Below are 22,063 nucleotides of genomic sequence, written 5' to 3'. Positions count from 1 at the left end.
GTCAGGATGCCAGCGCGGCGGGCACGGCCTGCTCGACCGTTCCTGCCCCAACCGTCCCTGCCAGTGAGTTCTGGTAGCCGGCGCTGATCGCCGCCGGCACGATGCTGCCAATCAGCCGGGGTGTGCCCTCGATCACCACCGACTGCAGATAGGGGCTCTTGCCGATCAGCTGGCCCGGCAGCTTGCCGGTCTTCTCCACCAGCACCGGCAGGGTGCGCCCCGCCATGGAGCGGTTGAAGGCAAGCTGCTGTTCGGCCAGCAGCGCCTGCAGCGCGGCCAGCCGCTCGGTCTTCGCCGCCTCGTCAATCTGCAACTCCAGCAGGGCCGCCGGCGTGCCGGGGCGGGCGCTGTACTTGAAGGAGAAGGCCTGGGCGTAGCCGACCTCCCGCACCAGCTGCATCGTCGCCTCGAAATCGGCATCGCGCTCGCCGGGGAAACCGACGATGAAGTCGGAGGACAGCGCCAGGTCGGGCCGCGCCGCGCGCAGCTTCTCGACGATGCGCAGATAGGCCTCCGCCTTGTGCTTGCGGTTCATCGCCTCAAGGATGCGGTCGGAGCCCGACTGCACCGGCAGATGCAGATAGGGCATCAGCTGCGGCACATCGCCATGCGCAGCGATCAGATCGTCATCCATGTCGCGCGGGTGCGAGGTGGTGTAGCGGATGCGCTCCAGCCCGTCGATCTCCGCCAGCGTCCGGATCAGCCGGCCGAGGCCCCAGTCGCGCCCATCCGGCCCCTCGCCGTGATAGGCGTTCACATTCTGGCCGAGCAGGGTGATTTCCAGCGCGCCGGCACGGACCAGACGGCGCGCCTCCTCCAGGATCTGTCCGGCCGGGCGGGAGAATTCGGCGCCGCGCGTATAGGGCACGACGCAGAAGGTACAGAACTTGTCGCAGCCCTCCTGCACCGTCAGGAAGGCGGAATGGCCCTGCAGGGCCTGTTCCTCGGGCAGGTGGTCGAACTTGCTCTCGACCGGGAAATCCGTGTCCAGCACGCCGCTTCCCGCCTCGCGGGTGGCGCGCGCCACCATCTCCGGCAGCCGATGATAGGCCTGCGGCCCGAACACCATATCGACATAGGGCGCGCGCGACATGATCTCCGCCCCTTCCGCCTGGGCAACACAGCCGGCGACGGCCAGCACCATGCGCCCGCCCTCGGCGGCCTTCTGCTCCTTCAGCTGGCGCAGGCGGCCCAGCTCATGGAAGGTCTTTTCCGAGGCCTTCTCGCGGATATGGCAGGTGTTGATGATGACCATGTCGGCGCCGTCCGGCGCCTCCGCCGGGGCATAGCCCAGCGGCGCCAGGACATCCGCCATGCGGGCGGAATCATAGACGTTCATCTGGCAGCCATAGGTGCGGATGAAAAGCTTCTTCGCCAACGCTCTGTCCCAACTCCTGCGCTCCCTGCCGGCCTACCGACAGGGCTTTATCTTCGAAGGCCCTTATCTAGGCGTCCACGCCCCAGAAAACCAGTGCAAAACCCCAGTACAAAACCAGTGCGAATCCTCAAGCCGCTTCCGTCGCTTCTGCCGGCGCTGCTCCCGGAAGCGGCAGGGCCGGCATCTCGCGCCCGGCATTGGCCGCCGCCACGCCCAGCAGCACCTGCCGGCCACAATAGGTGGCCATCGCCTTGCGGTCGGGGAAATCGTCCAGCGTCACCGGCGGGTGAAACTGGACGCTGACCGTGACGATGCCCAGGCCCAGCACCCGCCAGAGATGCCCGGCCAGCGCCATGTCGCCATACCAGGCGAAGAACGGCCGGAACGCCCGGCCGATGGGAATGCCGTTCAGCCGCGTATAGGCGATGGAAACCGGCTGCACCTGCACCCTCTCGCCCCCGATACGGGTCTCGGCCGCGGCGAACAGCGCGCTCTTGAAGGGCAGCACGCGGTTGCCGTCATTGCTGGTGCCTTCCGGGAACAGCACCAGATTGCCGCCCTTGTTCAGCCGTTCGGTGATGCTGTCTCGCTGACGGCCGGCATGATTGCCCCGCCGCACCACGAAGACGGTGCGCTGCAGCTGCGCCAGCCAGCCGAAGAACGGCCAGGTCTTCACCTCCGACTTGGCAACGAAGCTGCCGGGAATCAGCGACCCCAGCACCGTGATGTCGAGATAGGAGGCGTGGTTGCAGACATAGAGCACCGGCGGACGGGCCAGCCGCTCGCCCTCCACCTCCACCCGGAAGCCCATGATCGCCAGGCATTTGCGATGATAGAAGACCGGCAGGGTGCGTGCGAGATCGAGGCGCAGCGCCACCGCCAGCGCCTGCACCGGCATCAGCGGCAGGGTGAATGCCAGATAGGCCAGCAGCCGCACGAAGGAAAGCAGGGGATTGCCCATCACCGCACCTTCCGTCGCCTATTCACCCCACGCATCCTGCGTCGAGCGGGCATAATGGCGGTAATAGCTTTCCGTCACCTGACCGGTCTTTACGATGACGCACACATCGGTGGTGTTGAATTGCGGGTCGATCACCGCCCCGTCACCGACGAAACCGCCGAGCCGGAGATAGCCCTTGATGAGCGGCGGCAGCCCGGCCAGCACGCGCTTGGCATCATAGCCATCGGGCGGCAGGCGGTTCATGTCGGTGAACCGCTCCGGCAGGGCGCGCGGCCGCAGCTCCTCCGGGGCCAGATGATTGTGATAGAGGTAGGACAGCGCCGGGGCCAGCTGATCCACATCATTGCCGGGCAGGCTGGCGCAGCCGAACATCAGCTCGATGCCGTGATGGAAGACATAGGCGGCGATACCCTTCCACAGCAGCTGCATGGTCGGGCGGTTGCGGTAGCGGGCGTCTGTGCAGGAGCGGCCCAGCTCCAGGATCGGCCCGTCGAAGGCGACAATCCTGGCGATATCGTATTCGTCCGCCGTGTAGAAGCCGCCATGCTTTGCCGCCGCCTCGCGCCGGATCAGCCGGTAGGTGCCGACCACCGATTCCGGCCCGTCACCCAGCGCATGGTCGATGACCATCAGATGATCGGCGACATCGTCGAAACTGTCGAAGTCGCGCCGTGCCGCCGCCATCTCCGGCGTGGGCTTGGCATTCATCTCGTCATAGAATACCCGGTAACGCAGCGCCTGCGCCGCCTCGACATCCGCCACGCTACGGGCAAGCCGGACCTCCAGCGTGCCCGAGCGCAGATCACCAAGATCGGCCGGTCCATCGCCACCGGCGCTGGCGATGCGGGTTGGCCGGCCGCGCGAAAAGGCGGCACCCCCGGCCGGTTGGTCCGCGTCGGGAGAGTCCGCGGCCGCCGCAACGGATTGGGGCGGGTGCGCTGGGTGCGACATCAAAAGCCGTTCCTGTAATTATGCCAGCCGTCTTAACTGCTTGCCTAAGACGTCTTACTTCATCGGGCGCCGGCGCGTGGAATTCAACGGCACGCCATAGAGTTCCAGCCGATGGCCCACCAGCCGATAGCCAAGCTTCTCGGCAATCAGCTCCTGCAGCTTCTCGATTTCCTCATTCTGGAATTCGATCACTTTCCGGGTCTCGATATCGATCAGATGATCGTGATGTTCTTCCGGTGCTTCTTCATAGCGCGCGCGGCCATCGCCGAAATCGTGCCGTTCCAGGATATTCGCTTCTTCAAGCAACCGGACGGTCCGATAGACGGTGGCGATGGAGATACGCGGATCGATCGCCGTGGCGCGCTGATACACCAGCTCGACATCGGGGTGATCGGTCGAATTGGACAGCACCTGGGCGATGACCCGGCGCTGCTCGGTCATCTTCAGGCCCTTTTCCAGGCACAGGCGCTCAAGGCGAGACGGTTCCATCGGTGCGATTGCCTCCAATTTTATCTGTCCCGACTATAACCAAAACGACGCCGCAAACCAAAGCGGTTCGCGACGTCGCCTGACAGATTGAGGCCGCTCCTCTCCAGACAGGGTCGCCAGCCTTGTGGCGGGCGGCCGGAAAGCGGGCCGGAGTGGCCTTATTCCGCCCCCCCCCGCCGGCCGCGCGCGCCACGGCCACAGGCCCGGGCCAGCTCGCTCCGCCGCTCGCCACAGTCCCGCGCCACCATCGGATAGCTGGCCGGCAGACCCCCTTTCTCGCGATATTCCTCGGGCGTCATGTCGTAGGCCGTCTTCAGGTGCCGCTTCAGCATCTTCAGCTTCTTGCCGTCCTCCAGGCAGATGATGAAGTCCGGAGTCACCGACTTCTTCACCGGAACGGCCGGCTGCAGCTTTTCCTGCGGCGCCGGGGCAGCTTCGCCCAGATTGCCGAGCTTGCCGTGCACCTGCTCGATCAGCTGCGGCACGTCATGCATCGCAATAGTGTTATTCGAGACGTAGGCAGAGACGATTTCGACCGTAAGGCGAAGCATTTCGTCCCTTTCGACAACGTCCGTCATTTGAATCGACATAAAAACAACTCCGAATTAAAGACCGCCCTAAAATTAGAGTGTGTCCTGTTGGAATTCAATACTTACGTCTTCGACACGATGAAATTTTCTACAATATTCATGGCAAAAATATGGAGTCGCCCATAACGAGACGCTAACCGACAAGCGAGCAGTGCATGTTCAGCGCGTCGGTTTGGCTTCCATCTATTTCCTTGTAATATTTCGGGCGGCGGCCAATGACGGAAAAGCCGGCGGTCTCATATAATCTTTGTGCGGCGTGATTCTTTTCCGAAACCTCCAGGTACATAATGGTGGCGCCGCGCGCCGCCGCCTTGTCCATGCAGGAGCGCAACAGATAGCGGCCGAGGCCGCGCCGGCAATAATCCGGTACGACGCCCAGAGTCAGCAGTTCGGCCTCCCCGGCCACCAGCTGGCACATGGCGAAGCCGACCGGGATGCGGCCAGTGCGCGCATTCACCTTCAGCAGAACCGAAAAGCCGCCCGGCACGGCGAACATGCGGGCGACAAAATCCCGGCCCCAGGGCTGGTCGAAGCACAGCGCCTGCAGCCGGGCCAGCAGGTCGATATCGAACGGCCCGGCGAAAACCGCGCTGGCCCGTATATCCCTCGCCTCTTCAGCCATCGGCCCGCCCATCCGTCGATCCGCCCTTCGCTGCGTAAATCAGGAGACGCGCAGAACGGGCGCGCGCGGCAGGCTGACATCCGGCGCCCGCAGATAAAGTGCGGTGACCGGACCATCGGGCCGGGGACGTGCCGCCGCCAGCCGCGCGACCATCACCGGGTCGGGCGATTCGCTGTCTGCCGCCAGCTCGGCATCGCGGCCCGCCTTCAGAAGGAGGTCCAGCGCGGCCGGCGCGGCATCGCCCGCCAGCAGCAACGGTCCGGCCGGCAGCACGGCATCCAGCACCGCCGGATCGGCCGAAGCCGGTTCCGACAGGGGCACCGCATCCGCTTCGAAGGCCTGCATGAAGACATCGCCGCGCCGCGAATCGATCAGCGCCACGACGGTCCGCCCCCGGCGCGCTGCCGGATCGGTGCCGGCGGCCAGCGCCTCCAGCGTGGTGATTCCAGTAAGGGGAAGACCGGTTGCCAGCGCGAGGCCGCGCGCCGCCGCCAGCCCGATACGCAGGCCGGTAAAGGAACCGGGGCCAACAGTCACGGCCAGCCGGTCGAGATCGGCAAACGCAAGGCCGGCCTCCTCCAGCGCCGCGCGCGCCATGGGCAGCAGCGCCTCCGCCTGGCCGCGCGCCATCGCCTGACGCTGCACCGCGCGGACAGCGCCATCGGCCAGCACCGCGACCGAACAGGCGGAAAGCGCGCTATCAAGAGCCAGAATATTCACCGGTATCCCTTCGATCCGTCCGCCCGGCCACTCTCCCGCGCCACGCCGGAGCATGCTAGAACGCCTTTTCAGATGGAGATACACGGCCTCGGCACAAGAGGCAAACCGCGACAGGAAGGCAGGATGCTGGTCGAAATCACCGAGGCTGGGCATGGCGTGGTGCTGGCGCTGGCCTATGCCACAGCCGACAATATCACGGGCCGGCCGATCTATGGCCGTGCCGGCTGTTACCTGCATACCGAGGCGGAGGCGAAGCTGCGCCGCGCCGTGGCGCTGGCAGCGCCCCTCGGCTACCGCCTCAAGATTCTCGACGCCTTCCGGCCGCTGGAGGCGCAATGGGCGCTGTGGCATGCCCTGCCCGACCCGGATTTCGTCTCCGACCCGCGCTCCGGCGCAAGGCCGCATTGCCGCGGGGCCGCCATCGACCTCACGCTGATCGATGGCAGCGGTGCCGAACTCGATATGGGGACGGGCTTCGATGCGGCGACGCCGCTGTCCTGGCATGGCAGCCTTGGCGTTTCCATTGAGGCGCAGCGCAACCGCCATCTGCTGCTGGGCATTATGTCGGCCGCCGGCTGGGATTTCTACGAGAAGGAATGGTGGCATTATCAGCTGTTCCAGCCGCGCCGCCTGCCGATCCTGAGCGACAGCGTCCTGCGGCCCGGCCTGATGAAGCAGCCCTGACCAGTGCGCTGATTCGCAAGCGCCAGAACGTTCTTCATGGTATGATTAATCTTGGAAGCAGATGAAAAACTTGGTCTTTATGACCCGGACTTCGACCCAGTATCCGATGAGGACTGCAGCTTGACATGGCGCGGATGATCCCAGCTTTCCTTGCCAGGACTTCTCTGTGCGGTGCCGTCCTGGCGCTGTTCGCCGCAACCACACCCTTCGCCACAGCCCAGGACCGTCAGGCCGGCATCGAGGGCGCCTCGGCGGTCGTACTGATGTACCACCGGTTCGGCGAGGAGGATCTGCCGTCGACCAGCATCCGCATCGACCAGTTCGAGGCGCATCTGGCGGAGCTTAAGAGCGGCGGCTACCAGGTGCTGCCCCTGTCGCGCATCGTCGCTGCCCTGCGCGACCGCAAACCACTGCCCGACCGCGCCGTCGCCATCACCATCGACGACGCCTACCGCTCGGTCTATCTGGAGGCCTGGCCGCGGCTGCGCGCCGCCGGCCTTCCCTTCACCCTGTTCGTCTCGACCGACGTGATCCAGCGCGGCGGCGACTATATGAGCTGGGATGAAATCCGCGAACTGGCGCGCGGCGGCGTCGAGATCGGCAACCAGACCGCCAGCCATCCGCACCTGCCGACCCTGCCGCTCGACAAGGCGCGGGACGATATCCGCGCGGCCAATGCGCGCATTGAGGAGGAGACCGGCAAGAAGCCGGCCTTCCTGGCCTATCCTTACGGGGAATATTCGACCGCGATCCGCGATATCGTGGCGGCGGAAGGTTTCCAGGCGGCCTTTGGTCAGCATTCCGGCGTGGCGCACAGCCAGATGGACCGCTACCAGCTGCCGCGCTTCCCGCTGAACGAGAATTATGGCGGGCTGGACCGCTTCCGCCTGGTCGCCAATGCGCTGCCGCTGCCGGTGAGTGACCTGACGCCGAACGACCCGGTGTTGACCGGCCGGAATCCGCCGGCTATCGGTTTCACCGTCCTGCCGGGAATCGGCGACACGGCGCAGCTCGACTGCTTCGCCTCCCGTCAGGGCCGCACCCATATGGAAAGGCTGCCGGCGGGCCGGATCGAGATCCGGCTGGCGGAACCCCTGCCGGCGGGCCGGTCGCGCATCAACTGCACCATGCTGGGCCCGGAGGCCCGCTGGCGCTGGTTCGGCCTGCAGTTCTACGTGCCGGAGAACTGAGGCCAGAGAACTGAAGCTCAGAGCGTCAGCTTTCGCCGCGTCGCGCCGGAGTCTCTTCCGCCATCGCCACGACCATGCCGCTGGCGAGGCTGGCCTGCTGCAGCTCCTCCAGACGGTTGGCGCGGATGATGATGCGCAGCGTGCGCACATAATCGGCACCGCGCTCGGAATAGCGCAGCAGGTGGCCAGCCAGCGCCTCGGCATCCAGCGGCGTGCCGGCTGCCCGCATCCTGGCCCGCGCCGCGCGGAAATCGCGATAGGCCGGATGGGTGTTGAGATTCAGGCTGTAGGCCGCCGCCGCGTCGATGACGCGGTCGAAGCTGCGCACCACATGGGCGGCATCCGCCCCGGCATTAGCCGGCTTCAGCCCCGCCGAGTCGCTCCAAGCATACTGGCCGTACAGCGCATTGCCCTCCCGCGCGAAGCGGGAAGTGCCCCAGCCGCTCTCCTCAATGGATTGCGCCAGCGCCAGCGCCACCGGAATCTCGTCCACGCGCAGCAGCAGCGCCGCCAGGTCGGGCAGGGCGCCATCCTCCGCCTCGACGCCATAGGCGGCGGCGAGGCTGTCCAGCCAGCGCCGCTCCATCGGGCCTGGCACGGCACCCGCCTTCAGCCGCGCATCCAGCGCCAGCAGGCGGCTGCGATCCTCGGAGATTTCCTCATTCACCCGCAGGATCAGCGGCAGGACCGTCTTGATGAACAGCGTCTTGCGTTCCTCAACCTCGCGCAGCTTGCGCAGATCAACCGGCACCTGCGCCAGGAAGAGCCGCGGCACGGCGCTTTCGCCGGCGCGCACGGCTGCCAGATCGTAGCCGGCCAGCTCGAACAGCTGGCGCGCTTCATGGCTGCGGCGGACGCTGGTCACGGTCCCCGGCAGCGGCGCGGTGCCGGTGCCGGTGAACAGCCGCTCCCGCGGCAGGGCGGCGGCCTGCCGGACCCGGACAGCGGCTGTAATCGCATCCGCGCGCGGGGTCTGAAGGGCGGTGGCGGTCGCCGCCGGGCCGGCCTGCCGGTCTCCCGATACGGGATAATAGGGCAGGGTCGGTCCGGCGAGGATCGCCGTCGCCTGCAGCATAACCACGGCGGCGGCCAGCAGGCCGAGGGAAGAAGTCGCGAAATCGGGCTTCCGCATCCTCGTGTCGCTCCGTCTTGTTAAAACAAACCCCTTCCGCCCGCGCCTTTCGGCACGGCCATCGAACGCGGGAACGGTCGGGGAAACCGGGGCGGGGCGGCCGCTACATCGCGGCACGCACCTCCGCCACCTCAGGGATATAGTGCTTCAGCAGATTCTCGATGCCCATCTTCAGGGTCGCGGTCGAGCTGGGACAGCCGGCGCAGGCACCCTGCATGTGGAGATAGACGACGCCATCTTCGAAACCCTTGAAGACGATGTCGCCGCCATCCTGGGCAACCGCCGGGCGGACGCGCGTATCGAGCAGTTCCTTGATGGTCTGCACGATCTCGCTATCCTCGCCGGCCGGGGCCGCATCGGCCGAGTCATCGGCCAGCAGCAGCGGATCGCCCGCCGTGAAATGCTCCATGATCGCCCCCAGAACGGCCGGCTTCAGCACGTACCATTCCTTGTCGTCGCGCTTGGCGACGCTGACGAAGTCAGCCCCGAAGAATACGCCGGTCACGCCATCGACGGCGAACAGCCGCTTGGCGAGGGGCGAGCGCTTGGCCGCTTCGGCATCGGCGAAATCCGCCGTGCCTTCTTCCATCACGCTGCGCCCGGGCAGGAACTTCAGGGTTGCCGGGTTCGGCGTCGATTCGGTCTGGATGAACATGGCTATCACTCCACGCGAGATGCGTTTTGCTTTGCTGGCAGGGTCAATTCAGGACCTATATGGTCTGATTTCCCCCGCCGATCAAGCGCACGCACCTCATGGCAGGTAATCAGGTAACGGCGGATTGCGGCGCGAAAGCGGCAAAATCAGGGAATCTTACCGCAGGAAACCGACAATATCGTGCACCTGATCGACGATCGGCGCGGCGATGGCATTGGCCTTCTCCCCGCCCTCGCGCAGGACCTGATCAACATAGCCGGGGTCCTTGGTCAGGCGCTGCATCTCCAGCCCGATGGGCCCCAGCACCGACACCGCAAGCTCGGCGAGGCGCGGCTTGAACTCGGCGAAGCCCTTGCCGGCAAACTCCGCAACCACCTCGGCGGCGGAGCGGTCGGACAGCGCGGCATAGATGCCGATCAGGTTGGCGGCTTCCGGCCGGTCTTCCAGCTCCGCCTCCGTTTCCGGCAGCGGCAGCGGGTCGGTCTTGGCGCGCTTCAGCTTCTGCGCGATCTCGTCCGGCCCGTCGGTCAGATTGATGCGGCTCTGGTCGGAGGCATCCGACTTGCTCATCTTCTTGGTGCCGTCACGCAGGCTCATCACGCGCGCGGCGGTCTTGAAGATCTGCGGCTCGGGCAGCGGGAAGAAATCGACGCCGAACTGGCTGTTGAAGGCCTGCGCGATATCACGCGCCAGCTCCAGATGCTGCTTCTGGTCATCGCCGACCGGCACATGCGTCGCCTTGTAGGCCAGGATGTCGGCGGCCATCAGGTTCGGATAGACATACAGCCCGACCGTGGCGTTGTCGCGATTCTTGCCGGCCTTGTCCTTGAACTGGGTCATCCGGTTCAGCCAGCCGATGCGGGCGATGCAGTTCAGCACCCAGGCAAGCTCGGCATGGGCCGGCACGCGGCTCTGGTTGAACAGGATGTTCTTCTTCGGATCGACGCCGGCAGCAATCATGCCGGCCGCCACCTCGCGGATGCTGGAGCGCAGCACCGCCGGGTCCTGCGGGATGGTGATGGCGTGCAGATCGACAACGCAGAAGATGCAGTCGAAATCGTGCTGCAGCTTCACCCAGTTGCGGATCGCGCCCAGATAATTGCCGAGATGCAGGTTTCCGGTCGGCTGGATGCCGGAAAAGATCAGATTATTGGACATGCGCGAGAACCCTGATGGGGAAAGCTGTGGATAAGAGCCGGGGACTATTCCCGCATCGCACGGCCAGGGTCAAGTGCGGCATGCTTTCAGGACTTTCGGCGCAGCATGCCCTTCAGCTCGCCCCAGCGGGCCGCGCCGGTGATCTGGCAGGCGATGCCATAGAGCAGGGCGCCTGACGCAACGAGGCCGGCCAGCAGGGCCGCGCGCAGCACAGGCTCGACGCCCCGGCTCATTGCCCAGACCTCCAGCCCGGCGACCAGCAGCCCCGCCATCAGAAGGCTGGCAAGCAGGATGCGCCAGGCCCGGCCGCGCAGCCTTGCATCTGGCGCGAAGCCACCACGCCGCGCCAGGATCGTCCCCAGCAGGGCAACGTTCAGCCAGGATGAGAAGGCGGTCGCCAGCGCCAGCCCGACATGGGCGATGAATTGCATCAGCACCACACCGACAAGGATATTGGCCAGCATCGCGGCGACCGCGACCTTCACCGGCGTGGCCGTATCCTCGCGGGCATAGAAGCCCGGCGCCAGCACCTTCACCGCGACATAGGCCGGCAGTCCCAGCGCATAGGCCGCCAGCGCCAGCCCGGTGGCCTGCGCATCCGCCGCCGTGAAGGCGCCGCGCTGGAACAGCACCTCGACAATCGGACCGGCCAGCACCACCAGCCCCGCCGTCGCCGGCAATGTGAGCAGTAATGCCACCTCCAGCGCGCGGTTCTGGCTGACCAGCGCCGCCGCATCCTCGCCGGCCTTCACCTGGCGCGACAGCAGCGGCAGCAGCGCCGTGCCGATGGCGATGCCGACCACGCCCAGCGGCAGCTGGTTCACCCGGTCGGCGTAATAGAGGTAGGAGATTGCGCCCGTCGGCAGCAGCGAGGCCAGCAGCACATCGACCAGCAGATTGATCTGCATGACGCCCGCCCCCACGGCAGCCGGCAGCATCAGGCGGAACAGCTTGCGGAGGTCGGGCGTGAGGCGTGGCCGCACGAGGCGCATCGGCAGCCCGTTGCGTCGCGCCGCCGCCAGCAGGAAGAAGAATTGCGCGAAACCGGCGATCAGCACGCCCCAGGCCAGCGCGTGGCCCGGCGTCTCGGCATAGGGCACCAGCGCGAACAGCGACAGGATCAGGCAGATGTTCAGCAGGATGGGGGCCGCCGCCATCGCCGCGAACCGGTCGGTCGCATTCAGCAGCCCGCCGATCAGCGCCACGAAGGAAATCAGCGGCAGATAGGGGAAGGTGATGCGCGACAGCTCCACCGCCAGGTCGAACTTGGCCGGGTCGGCGGCGAAGCCGGGGGCGATGACATGCATCGCCCAGGGCATGATGACCTCCATCACGGCGAGGAAGCCCAGCATGATGACGGCCATCACCGCCAGCGTGCGCTGTGCGAAATCCAGCGCCGCCTCGCGCCCCTGTGTGGTCAGCAGGCCGGAGACCATCGGCACGAAGGCGATGGTGAAGGCGCCCTCACCGGACAGCCGGCGGAAGAAGTTGGGAAACTTGAAGGCGACGAAGAAGGCGTCCGCCACCGGCCCCGCGCCCACCAGCGCGGCGATAAGGATATCGCGGGCGAAGCCGGTCAACCGGCTTGCCAGCGTGTAGCCGCCGACCGTGGCGATGTGGCGCAGCATCGACATGGCGAAAGGCTCTAGCCGATTTGGAGGAGTCTGGCGATCCCGATTTCTCGGGCGGCGCTATTCCGCCGCCTGGACCGTGGCGGATTTGCGGCGCTTCTCGCCGGCCTGTGCGGAGGCTGAGCCGGTGCCCGGCTCGGCCAGGGCGGTCAGCAGCTTCTCGCGGATCGCCGCCAGCTTGCTGGCATGCTCGACCTTCAGCCCGAACACATCCTTCACATAGAACACGTCGATGGCGGTCTCGCCATAGGTCGAGATCTTCGCCGAGGAGACCTGCAGGGAGAGCTGGTTCAGGGCCCGCGCGATATCGGACAGCAGGCCCGGCCGGTCGCGGCCGTTCAGCTCGATCACCGTGTGCGTCGCGCTGGCCTTGTTGTCGATCAGCACGCGCGGCGGCACCTTGAACACACGGGTCCGGCTGGGCAGCGCGCCCGCCGCCTTCTCGCGCAGTGCCTGGCGCGTCTTCAACTCACCCGACATCGCCTTGTGGATCGCGGCCGACAGCCGCGCCAGCTTGGTCGGCTGGTCGAACGGACCGTCGGTCGCATCCTGTACCCAGAAGGTATCCAGCGCCATGCCGTCGGTCATGGTGAAGATGCGGGCATCGACGATGCTGGCGCCGGCCACCGCCATGGCGCCGGCCAGCCGGCTGAACAGGCCCGGATGGTCGGGCGTGCAGATGGTGACTTCGGTGACCCCGCGATGGGTATCGATGCGCGTGTCGATCAGCAGCGGCTGCTCGACGGTGGCTGCCTCGCGCATCAGCAGGGCGTGGCGCACCAGCGTCTCGGTATCGTGGCTAAGCCAGTAGGATATCTGGCCCTTGGCGAGATGCGCCTTCACCTGCGCCTCCGGCCAGTCCGGCAACGCAGCGCGCAAGGCCGCCTTGGCCTGCTCGGCACGGCCGATATTCTGCTGGCCGCTGGCCAGCGCATCCTCGGACACCTCACCGGACAGCACCTCGTCGGCCCGGTAGTAGAGGTTGCGCAGCAGGCCGGCCTTCCAGTTGTTCCAGATCGCCGGATTGGTCGCGCGCACATCGGCCACGGTCAGCACCAGCAGCAGGCGCAGCCGTTCCGGCGATTTGATGATCCCGCAGAAATCCTGGATCGTCTTCGGGTCGCCGATGTCGCGCTTGAAGGCAAAGGCGGTGAACCAGAGGTGATTGCGCACCAGCCAGGCGACGGTCTCGGTCTCCTCGTCGTTGAGGCCGAGGCGCGGACCGAGGCGATGCGCCACCTTCTCGCCCAGCAGCGAATGGTTGCCGCCGCGTCCCTTGGCGATGTCGTGCAGGAACATGCCGAGATAGAGCGCCCGGCGCGACAGCACCTTGTGGACGATCTCGCTGGCCACCGGCGCGACCTGGGCCAGCTGGCCGGATTCGATCTGGTGCAGGATGCCCATGGCCCGGATCGTGTGCTCGTCGGTGGTATAGACGTGATACATGTCGAACTGCATCTGCGCCACGACCCGGCCGAAATCCGGGATGAACCGGCCCAGCACGCCGGCCTCGTTCATCAGCCGCAGGATGCGCTCCGGGCCCTTGGGTGAGGTCAGGATGTCAAGGAACAGTCGGTTCGCCTCGGAATCGTTGCGCAGCGCCGCATCGACCCGCTTCAGATTCTGCGTGATCAGCAGCAGCGCATCCGGGTGAACGTCCAGATCGTGCTGCTGCGCGGTGTGGAACAGCCGGATGAAATTCACCGGATCGGTCTCGAACAGGTCGGCGCGCGGTACCGAGAGGCGCTCGCCATCCAGCACGAACCCGTCATAGGTGCGCTTGCGGAACGGCAGGGACGGCAGGCGCAGCCTGGGACGGCGCTGGATCTTCGCTTCGATGGCGGCGCAGACGATGCGCGTCAGGTTGCCGACATCCTTGGCCACCACGAAATAGTGCTTCATGAAGCGCTCGACGGCGATGGTGCCGGCATGGTCGGTATAGCCCAGGCGGCGCGCCATTTCGGTCTGCACATCGAAGGTCAGCCGTTCCTCGGGCCGCCCGGTCAGATAGTGCAGGTGGCAGCGCAGCGTCCACAGGAAGTCCTGCGCCTTGGCGAACTTCCGGCGCTCGGCGGCGGTCAGCACCCCGGCTTCCACCAGCCCATCCACCGTTTCCGTGCGATAGACGTACTTGCCGATCCAGTAGAGCGTGTGCAGGTCGCGCAGCCCGCCCTTGCCTTCCTTGATGTTCGGCTCCAGCACATAGCGCGAGCCGCCGACCTTCTCGTGACGGGTCGTGCGTTCGGCCAGCTTCGCCTCGACGAATTCCAGCACCGTGCTGTCGGCAAGCTCGTCCCAGAAACGCTGCTGCAAATCCTCATGCAGCGCCTCGTTGCCCCAGATCATGCGGGATTCCAGCAGCGCGGTGCGGATCGTCACATCCTCGCGGGCCTGGCGCAGGCATTCATCCACCGACCGGGTGGCATGGCCGACCTTCAGCCCCATGTCCCACAGCATGTAGAGCATGTATTCGACGATCTGCTCACCGCGCGGGGTCTGCTTGTAGGGCAGCAGGAACAGCAGATCGACATCAGACTGCGGCGCCAGCTCGCCGCGCCCATAGCCGCCGACCGCGACCACGGCCAGCTGCTCGCCGACTGTCGGATTGGCCGAGGGATAGGCCGTGCCGGCGGCAAAGTCGGCCAGCACCCGCACCAGCTCATCCGTCAGATAGGCAAGGCTGCGGACCGTCTTCTCACCAATGCGCTCGCCCGGCTTATGGCCAAGGAAGCGGCGCTCGACCTCATCCCGGCCGCTCGCCAGCGCGTCACGCAGGCGCGACAGCACGCCGTTGCGCAGCTCCTGCGGCTTCAGATCGTCGCGGGCCGCCAGCGCGGCCAGGTCGCGGCGCAGCTTCGCCGGGTCGATGATCTGGCCGCGGTCGGCAATGCCGCCGCCGGACCGGCCGGTGGCCGCCTTGCCCTGGTTCTTGTCCGGCGCGGCCTTGCCAAGCGGCGCCTTGCTGAGAATGGAAGACAGCATCCTGTTGCTTTCAGCCGTTTCGGGAAGCCCGTTCCCTCGCTATAAGATAGCGCTAAAGCTAAGCGATTTAAGGCCCCCGCACCACGCCTATCCGGGATGACCCCCGGCCAAACCCTCAGGCCCATCCTTCAGGAAAGCGCCGCATCGTGAGCGACTATCCCCACAACAGCAGCGATATCGTCATCGTCGGCGGCGGCGTCATCGGCAGCGCCATCGCCTATTTCCTGACAAGCGACCCGGTGTTTTCAGGGCGGGTCACGGTGATCGAGCGCGACCCGACCTATGCGCGCGCTTCCACGCCGCTGTCGGCCGGCGGCATCCGCCAGCAATTCTCTACGCCGGAGAATATCGCCATCGGCCGGTTCGGCGCGACTTTCCTGAAACAGGTGCCGGAGCTGCTGGAGGTCGAGGGCGACCGGCCCGATATCCATTTCGTCGAGGGCGGCTACCTGTTCCTGGCGAGCGAGACCGGCCGCCCGATCCTGGAGCGAAACCACGCCACCCAGCGCGCCGAGGGTGTTGAAGGCACGGTGCTGCTGGAACCGGCGGAGCTGGCGCGGCGCTTCCCCTGGCTCAGCCTGGAGGGCATCGCACTCGGCTGCCTTGGAGTGCGCGACGAGGGCTGGTTCGATCCCTTCACCCTGCTGCAGGCCTTCAAGCGAAAGGCGCGCTCGCTGGGGGCGGTCTATCTGAAGGACGAGGTGACCGGCATTGAGCGCGACGCCGGGCGGATTACCGCCGTCACCCTGCGCGAGGGCGGTCGTCTCGCCTGCGGAACGATGGTGAATGCCGCCGGCGCCCAGGCCGGCCGGGTGGCGGCGCTGGCCGGCATCGCCCTGCCTGTCGTGCCCAAGAAGCGCTTCGTCTATGTGTTCGACTGCCGTACGCCGATCGAGCCGCTGGCGCCGCTGACCATCGACCCGTCCGGGGTCTATTTCCGGCCGGAGGGCAAGGGCTTCATCGGCGGCGTCTCTCCGCCCGAGGACCGCGACCCCGATTCCGACGATCTGGAAGTCGAATACGATCTGTTCGAGGAGACGGTCTGGCCGTCGCTTGCCGAACGGGTACCCGCCTTCGAGGCGATCAAGCTGACCGGCGCCTGGGCCGGGCATTACGACTACAACATCGTCGATCAGAACGGCATCGTCGGGCGCCATCCGGAGATCGCAAACCTGGTTTTCGCCAACGGCTTCTCCGGCCATGGGCTGCAGCAAAGCCCGGCGGTCGGCCGCGCCGTCGCCGAGCTGATCCTGCAGGGCGGCTACCGCAGCATCGACCTGACCCGGTTCGGCTATGAGCGCTTCGCCCGCGACGAACCGATCCTGGAACTGAACGTCGTCTGACCTCTAGTTGATGAGCGGCTGGAAGCTCTGCGGTGCCGGATCGATGACGCGGCGCTGGCCATTATTGATCTCATAGACCGCGAGGCCGCGCTCGTTCAGCCCGTCCGGCTTCAGCCGGAAGATGCCGTTCACCCCGGCGAAGCCTTCCGGCGAGGTCAGCGTTTCCAGGCTGAAATCCGGCTGGTCGCGGTCGCGCGACAGCAGCGCCATCAGCGCGGTGGCGTCATAGGCCAGCCCGGCCACCAGCGGCGGGCGGCTGCCGAAGGCCTGCTGATAGCGCTCCTCGAAGCTGGTCCGCACATCGGAGGCCGGGGCCGCATACCAGCCGCCGGCCAGCGTCGGCTCGCCGGCAATCGACGGGTCTTCCCACAGGGTGGTGCCCAGCATCCGCACCTTGCGGTGATCGACATCGAAATAGGCCAGCATCGGCGCCAGGCTGCGCAGCCGCTGGCCGGCATCCGGCAGCAGCACCGCCTGATAGGGCAGTTCTTCCACCGTTTCCATCCGCTCCAGCCGCGCCAGTGCGCGCTTCGAGGCCTCGTCGTCGCGCCCGGCGAGCCTGGCCTTCTCTCCCGCCAGCGCGCGCTTGCGCTGGTCGTAATCGGCGAACTGCCGGGCAATCGCGGTGAAATCGCCGGTGCCGGGATTGTACAGGGTGGCGCGCACAGTCGCCGCGCCGGCGCCCTGCGTCGTGTCCTGCAGCGCGCGCGTGACCGTCCGGCCATAGGGCGTGTCAGGGGCCAGCGCGGCAAAGCGCGTGATGCCCTGCGCTGTGGCGTAGCGCACCACCCGCGCCACCTGGTCGCGCGGCAGGAAGCCCAGCACGAAGATGCCCCGGTCAGCGACCGCCTCGTCATTCGAGAAGCTGAGGACCGGCACGCCCGCCTGATGCGCATGCGGGGCGACCGCCGTTGTCGCCGCGGCAAACAGCGGCCCCAGAATGACTTCCGCGCCATCGGCCAGCGCCTGCTGCGCCACCGTGCCGGCCTCCATCGGATCGCCGCCCGTATCATAGGGGCGCAGCTGGAAATCGGCATCGGCCACATCGAACAGGGCCAGCTGCGCCGCATTCAGCAGCGACTGGCCGATGCGCGCCTCCGGGCCGCTCAGCGGCAGAAGGATGGCGACCTTGATCTTGTCGCCGGGCGCGCGGACCGGCGGCGGGATCAGCGACGGCGCGGCCGGAACGGTGGACAATGGCCCCTGGGTGGCGGTCTGCGGTACCGCCGGCGCAGAGGGGGCGGGCGTGGCAACGACCGGCCCGCTTTCAGTGCTGCCGCCTCCGCCCCGCGACCCGCCACAGCCGGCCAGCAGCGGCAGGGCCAGCGCGCAGATGAGAAGAATCGCCCGGCTGGTGACATGCTTTTGCGGCACGCCGCGACGCTTTAGCGTAGAAAGGCCAAACACCTGTTTCTCCAAGCTGCCATCGGTAAACCCATGTCGCGCTCCCAGACCGACCGTAAAATCACATCGGCCGCGTCGCTGACGCCGGCACTCTACATCGTCGCCACGCCGATCGGAAACCTGGGCGATCTTACCATGCGTGCCCGCGACATTCTCGCCTCCGCCGATCTGGTGGCCTGCGAGGATACCAGGGTCACCGGCAAGCTGCTGTCCGCCTTCGGCCTGAAGCGTCCGCTTATCGCCTATAACGACCACAATGCCGATAAGGTTCGCCCGACCCTGCTGGACGCGGTGCGGCAGGGCAAGGCGGTGGCGCTGGTCAGCGATGCCGGCACGCCGCTGATCTCCGACCCCGGCTACAAGCTGGTGCGCGACGCGGCGGAAGCCGGGCTGGCTGTCACCGCTGCCCCCGGCCCCTCGGCGCTGCTGGCGGCGCTGGTGCTGGCCGGGCTGCCGACCGACCGTTTCCTGTTCGCTGGATTCCTGCCGCCGAAATCCGGCGCCCGGCGCACCGCGCTGGGCGAACTGGTCGGTGTGCCGGCAACGCTGGTGTTCTACGAATCCGGGCCGCGCCTCGCCGCCAGCCTCGCCGACATGGCGGCCGTGCTGGGCGACCGCCCCGGTGCTGTCGCCCGCGAACTGACCAAGCTGTTCGAGGAGGTGCGGCGCGATCCGCTCTCCGCGCTGGCCGCGCATTACGCCGAGGCCGGCCCGCCCAAGGGCGAGATCGTCATTGTGGTCGGCGCGCCGGCGGAACAGGAAGCCAGCGCCGATACGCTGGATGCGGCCCTGCGCCGCGCCCTTGCCGGCAACAGCACGCGCGATGCCGCCGCCCTGGTGACCGGGGAGACCGGCCTGCCGCGCAAACAGGTCTATGCCCGCGCCCTCGAACTCGCCCAGGAGAGAGACGGGGAAAGCGCCGGGGAGAAAGGATGAAGCCCCGCAGCCGGCAGGATCGCCAGCAGGCACGGCGCAGGGGTATCGCGGCGGAGACGCTCTGCCTCTGGCTGCTGCGGCTGAAGGGCTACCGCATCCTGGCGCGCGACCTGCGGACCCCGGTCGGCGAGATCGACATCGTCGCCCGGCGCGGCAATACGCTGGTCGCCGTCGAGGTGAAGCGGCGCGGAACGCTGGAGGACGCCGCCGACGCCATCGGCCGGGACCAGCGCCGGCGCATCCTGCGCGCGCTCGGCTGGTTCGCCCAGCGCCAGGCGGACGGGGAGCGGCTGGCGCTGCGTTTCGACGCCATGCTGCTGGATGGCGGACTGCTGCCCCGCCACATCCGGGATGCCTGGCGGGAGGACGGATAGCTGCCACAATCTTACCGGCTGCAAGACAGCCCTTTTTCTGCGACATTTCAGAAGCACAGTGCCGCCCATCACCGTCCCACGCGCCGATTCGGGAACCACAGACTCCATGATCCGCTCTCGTTTCCTGCTGCTTTCCCTGCTTTTCGCCCTTTCTGTCCCGGTCCTCTCCGCCTGCACGCCGCTTGGCGTCGCGGTGGGCGCAGGGGCGACCGCTGGCGTTGCCGCGCAGCAGGAGGGCGGGCTGAACACCGCTGCCAACGACACCGGCATCCGCGCGCAGATCAACCGGCTGTGGTTCGAGAAGGACATCGAGATGATGCGCCGTGTCGGCCTGTCGGTCTCCAACGGCCGCGTGCTGCTAACCGGCATTGTGCCGAAGGCGGAGGATCGGGTGGAGGCCGTGCGGCTGGTCTGGCAGGTCCAGGGCGTGCGCGAGGTGATCAACGAAATCCGCGTCGATGGCGAGGAAGGCTCGCGCGGCGGCAGCTATGCCACCGATGTGTGGATCAGCACGCAGCTGCGTAGCAAGCTGCTGTTCGACAGCCAGATCAACGCCATCAACTACAGCGTCGAGACCATCCACAGCATCGTCTATCTGATGGGCGTGGCGGTCAGCCGCGAGGAGCTGGAGCGTGTGATCAACCACGCCCGCAACATCAGCGGCGTCAACAAGGTCGTGAACCATGTGCTGCTGAAGGGTGATCCGCAGATACGCACGCCGTCCAGCGCACCGGAAAGCGGCCCCGTGCCGGCCACGGCCCCTGCGCAGTCCGAGCCCGCGCCGCGCATCGAGCCGGCGCCTTCCACGCAATCGGCGCCGATCCAGCGCGTGCCGCTGCAATAGACGATGGCGGACGGCACGGAAGCGCACGCCCTCCTTGCCGGCCTCGCCGGGGCTGGCACAGCGCCTCTGGACCTTGCCGGTGCCGCCCTGGCGCTGGCCAGCTTCGACCGACCCGGCGTCGGCTTTGGCTGGTACCGCCAGCATCTGGGCGAACTGGCGGACGCGCTCCACGGGACCGCCGCCAGCCGGAACAGCGATATCGCCGGCTGCGCCGGGACGCTTAGCGCGGTGATGGCCGAGCGCTTCGGCTATCGCGGCGACGATCTCACCTATGACGACATGCAGAACGCCAACCTGATGCGCGTGATCGAGCGCCGGCGCGGCCTGCCGGTGGCACTCGGCATCCTCTATATCCATGCCGCGCGCAGCCAGGGCTGGCAGGCCGAGGGGCTGAACTTTCCCGGCCATTTCCTGGTCCGCCTGCAGGCCGCTGGCGGGCGCGCCATTCTTGACCCGTTCAATGGCGGGCGGATGCTGGAGGCGGTCGATCTGCGCCAGCTGCTGACCGCCATCGCCGGACAGGATGCCGGCCTGCTGCCGGATTATTATGAACCGGTGACCGACCGCGACATTCTGTTACGCCTGCAAAACAATATCCTGCTGCGGTCGGTCCGGCAGGGCGCGTTCGAGCGCGCGCTGTCGGTCATCGACCGCATGCTGCTATTCGCGCCCGACCATGTGCCGCTGTGGCGCGAGGCGGCACTGGTCAACGCCCGGCTGGAACGGATGGGGGCAGCCATCGAGGCGCTGGAGCGCTTCGTCGAACTGGCCCCATCCAGTGAGGAGCGGCATGAGGCGGCGGCCCTGCTACAGGCCTGGCGGGGGCGTCTCAACTAGCGTTTGGGCGGCCGGACAAGCACCGCTATAGTGCCGGCAAAACCATTCCTCTTTGGGAGTTATGCCGGCCATGAGCCTTGCCGTCGCCATCCAGATGGACCCGATCGAGCCGATCAACATCGACGCCGACAGCACCTTTGTGCTGGCGCTGGAAGCCCAGCGCCGGGGCCACGCGCTGTTCCACTACACGCCGCAGGACCTGTCGCTGAAGGGCAACCGCGCCATCGCCCGCGCCCGGCCTCTGACCGTGCGGCGCGAGAAGGGCAACCACGCCACGCTGGGCGACGCGGAGAGCATCGACCTCGCCACCGTCGATGTGGTGCTGCTGCGCCAGGACCCGCCCTTCGATATGAGCTACATCACCACCACCCACATTCTGGAGCATGTGCATCCGCAGACGCTGGTGGTGAACGACCCCGTGCATGTCCGCAACGCGCCGGAAAAGCTGTTCGTCACCCATTTCGCCGAGCTGATGCCGCCGACGCTGATCACCACCGACCGCCGGGAGATCCTGGCCTTCCGGGCGGAGCACAAGGACATCATCGTGAAGCCGCTGTTCGGCAATGGCGGGGCCGGCGTGTTTCACCTGAAGCCGGATGACGAGAATCTCTCTGCGCTGCTGGAAACCTTCACCCAGCTCTACCGCGAGCCGGTCATCGTGCAGCGCTACCTGCCGGAAATCCGCCAGGGCGACAAGCGCATCATCCTGATCGACGGCGAGCCGGCGGGCGCCATCAACCGCATCCCCGCCGAGGGCGAGGCGCGCGCCAACATGCATGCCGGCGGCCAGGCGGTGAAGAGCGAGCTGACCAGCCGCGAGCGCGACATCTGCGCCGCCATCGGCCCGGCCCTGCGCGAGCGCGGGCTGCTGTTCGTCGGCATCGACGTGATCGGCGATTACCTGACCGAGATCAACGTCACCTCGCCGACCGGCCTGCAGGAGATCGGGCGCTATGACAGCGTCAGCCTGGAAGCGAAGATCTGGGACGCCATCGAGGGCAAGCTGACCGGCCGCACCGGGGTTGCTTCGGCTTAAAAGCTGGTTTCCTGCCATATTTAAAGACCCTCGCCCCCTTGGGGGAGAGGGTTGTGTAGCCTTGTGAGCGGAGCGAACTAGGCGGAGCTGGGTGAGGGGGTAAGGCCAAGGACAGTGCCAATCTCCCCTCACCCAGCCTCGGCTAG

General features: G+C 66.9%; 21 protein-coding genes. 8 read left to right on the top strand and 13 right to left on the bottom strand.

Annotated elements, in window-relative coordinates:
- Nucleotide 1: 1 nt before the first annotated feature.
- The 7 genes from miaB to tsaB all read right to left on the bottom strand — a co-directional run bounded on the left by miaB (nt 2) and on the right by tsaB (nt 5,711).
- Entirely contained in the window at nt 2-1,378 is a 1,377-nt protein-coding gene (gene miaB / locus MK313_RS02885) for a tRNA (N6-isopentenyl adenosine(37)-C2)-methylthiotransferase MiaB (protein WP_287780037.1), read from the bottom strand.
- A 127-nt stretch (nt 1,379-1,505) separates the two neighbouring features.
- The gene (locus MK313_RS02880; RefSeq protein WP_287780088.1) at nt 1,506-2,339 is read right to left on the bottom strand and encodes a lysophospholipid acyltransferase family protein; all 834 of its coding nucleotides are present in this window, start codon (nt 2,337-2,339) and stop codon (nt 1,506-1,508) included.
- An 18-nt stretch (nt 2,340-2,357) separates the two neighbouring features.
- Nucleotides 2,358-3,290, bottom strand: a complete 933-nt coding sequence (locus MK313_RS02875; protein ID WP_287780036.1) for a GNAT family N-acetyltransferase — start codon at nt 3,288-3,290, stop codon at nt 2,358-2,360.
- A 54-nt stretch (nt 3,291-3,344) separates the two neighbouring features.
- Nucleotides 3,345-3,779: a Fur family transcriptional regulator gene (locus MK313_RS02870; RefSeq protein ID WP_008943096.1), complete on the bottom strand. Its 435-nt coding sequence runs from the start codon at nt 3,777-3,779 to the stop codon at nt 3,345-3,347.
- 158 nt (nt 3,780-3,937) lie between these two features.
- Nucleotides 3,938-4,330, bottom strand: a complete 393-nt coding sequence (locus MK313_RS02865; RefSeq protein ID WP_416054103.1) for a MucR family transcriptional regulator — start codon at nt 4,328-4,330, stop codon at nt 3,938-3,940.
- 172 nt (nt 4,331-4,502) lie between these two features.
- Complete coding sequence (locus MK313_RS02860; RefSeq protein ID WP_287780035.1) at nt 4,503-4,991, bottom strand: GNAT family N-acetyltransferase; 489 nt, start codon at nt 4,989-4,991, stop codon at nt 4,503-4,505.
- Nucleotides 4,992-5,030: 39 nt separating this feature from the next.
- On the bottom strand, nt 5,031-5,711 hold the full coding sequence (tsaB, locus tag MK313_RS02855; RefSeq protein ID WP_287780034.1) for a tRNA (adenosine(37)-N6)-threonylcarbamoyltransferase complex dimerization subunit type 1 TsaB: 681 nt from the start codon (nt 5,709-5,711) through the stop codon (nt 5,031-5,033).
- 123 nt (nt 5,712-5,834) lie between these two features.
- Between tsaB and ddpX the strand changes: the two genes are divergently transcribed.
- Together ddpX and MK313_RS02845 are read left to right on the top strand one after the other, a co-directional pair.
- Nucleotides 5,835-6,395 (top strand): D-alanyl-D-alanine dipeptidase, encoded by a 561-nt coding sequence (gene ddpX / locus MK313_RS02850; RefSeq protein ID WP_287780033.1) that lies wholly within the window; start codon nt 5,835-5,837, stop codon nt 6,393-6,395.
- 125 nt (nt 6,396-6,520) lie between these two features.
- Nucleotides 6,521-7,585, top strand: a complete 1,065-nt coding sequence (locus MK313_RS02845; RefSeq protein WP_008943101.1) for a polysaccharide deacetylase family protein — start codon at nt 6,521-6,523, stop codon at nt 7,583-7,585.
- A gap of 25 nt (nt 7,586-7,610) precedes the next feature.
- Here MK313_RS02845 and MK313_RS02840 read toward each other — a convergent pair whose 3' ends face one another.
- The 5 genes from MK313_RS02840 to MK313_RS02820 all read right to left on the bottom strand — a co-directional run bounded on the left by MK313_RS02840 (nt 7,611) and on the right by MK313_RS02820 (nt 15,143).
- Nucleotides 7,611-8,717 (bottom strand): glucosaminidase domain-containing protein, encoded by a 1,107-nt coding sequence (locus MK313_RS02840; RefSeq protein ID WP_287780032.1) that lies wholly within the window; start codon nt 8,715-8,717, stop codon nt 7,611-7,613.
- Nucleotides 8,718-8,820: 103 nt separating this feature from the next.
- Complete coding sequence (locus MK313_RS02835; protein ID WP_008943103.1) at nt 8,821-9,372, bottom strand: NifU family protein; 552 nt, start codon at nt 9,370-9,372, stop codon at nt 8,821-8,823.
- Between the two features lie 156 nt (nt 9,373-9,528).
- Nucleotides 9,529-10,530: a tryptophan--tRNA ligase gene (gene trpS, locus MK313_RS02830; protein WP_008943104.1), complete on the bottom strand. Its 1,002-nt coding sequence runs from the start codon at nt 10,528-10,530 to the stop codon at nt 9,529-9,531.
- A gap of 86 nt (nt 10,531-10,616) precedes the next feature.
- On the bottom strand, nt 10,617-12,164 hold the full coding sequence (murJ, locus tag MK313_RS02825) for a murein biosynthesis integral membrane protein MurJ (protein WP_287780031.1): 1,548 nt from the start codon (nt 12,162-12,164) through the stop codon (nt 10,617-10,619).
- 57 nt (nt 12,165-12,221) lie between these two features.
- Nucleotides 12,222-15,143 carry a [protein-PII] uridylyltransferase gene (locus MK313_RS02820; RefSeq protein ID WP_287780030.1) on the bottom strand — a complete coding sequence of 974 codons (2,922 nt, stop codon included), beginning with the start codon at nt 15,141-15,143 and terminating at the stop codon, nt 12,222-12,224.
- Between the two features lie 146 nt (nt 15,144-15,289).
- Here MK313_RS02820 and MK313_RS02815 point away from each other — a divergent pair, with 146 nt between their 5' ends.
- Nucleotides 15,290-16,486, top strand: a complete 1,197-nt coding sequence (locus MK313_RS02815; protein WP_287780029.1) for an NAD(P)/FAD-dependent oxidoreductase — start codon at nt 15,290-15,292, stop codon at nt 16,484-16,486.
- A gap of 3 nt (nt 16,487-16,489) precedes the next feature.
- On the opposite strand, the gene MK313_RS02810 is transcribed toward MK313_RS02815, so the two are convergent.
- Nucleotides 16,490-17,893 (bottom strand): penicillin-binding protein activator, encoded by a 1,404-nt coding sequence (locus MK313_RS02810; RefSeq protein WP_287780028.1) that lies wholly within the window; start codon nt 17,891-17,893, stop codon nt 16,490-16,492.
- A gap of 30 nt (nt 17,894-17,923) precedes the next feature.
- Between MK313_RS02810 and rsmI the strand changes: the two genes are divergently transcribed.
- From rsmI to gshB, 5 genes are all read left to right on the top strand, one after another.
- Nucleotides 17,924-18,826, top strand: a complete 903-nt coding sequence (gene rsmI / locus MK313_RS02805) for a 16S rRNA (cytidine(1402)-2'-O)-methyltransferase (RefSeq protein ID WP_287780027.1) — start codon at nt 17,924-17,926, stop codon at nt 18,824-18,826.
- Nucleotides 18,823-19,200, top strand: coding sequence for a YraN family protein (locus MK313_RS02800; protein WP_287780026.1), 378 nt, complete (start codon nt 18,823-18,825; stop codon nt 19,198-19,200). Before rsmI ends, MK313_RS02800 begins: the two co-directional genes overlap by 4 nt.
- A 106-nt stretch (nt 19,201-19,306) precedes the next feature.
- Nucleotides 19,307-20,044 (top strand): BON domain-containing protein, encoded by a 738-nt coding sequence (locus MK313_RS02795; RefSeq protein ID WP_287780025.1) that lies wholly within the window; start codon nt 19,307-19,309, stop codon nt 20,042-20,044.
- Between the two features lie 3 nt (nt 20,045-20,047).
- Nucleotides 20,048-20,881 (top strand): SirB1 family protein, encoded by an 834-nt coding sequence (locus tag MK313_RS02790; RefSeq protein ID WP_287780024.1) that lies wholly within the window; start codon nt 20,048-20,050, stop codon nt 20,879-20,881.
- 70 nt (nt 20,882-20,951) lie between these two features.
- Nucleotides 20,952-21,917, top strand: a complete 966-nt coding sequence (gene gshB, locus MK313_RS02785; protein WP_287780023.1) for a glutathione synthase — start codon at nt 20,952-20,954, stop codon at nt 21,915-21,917.
- Nucleotides 21,918-22,063 lie beyond the last annotated feature (146 nt).

The sequence above is a fragment of the Oceanibaculum sp. genome (genome assembly GCF_022449305.1).
GTDB lineage: Bacteria > Pseudomonadota > Alphaproteobacteria > Oceanibaculales > Oceanibaculaceae > Oceanibaculum > Oceanibaculum indicum.
This window is presented reverse-complemented; position numbering and strand designations above follow the sequence as displayed.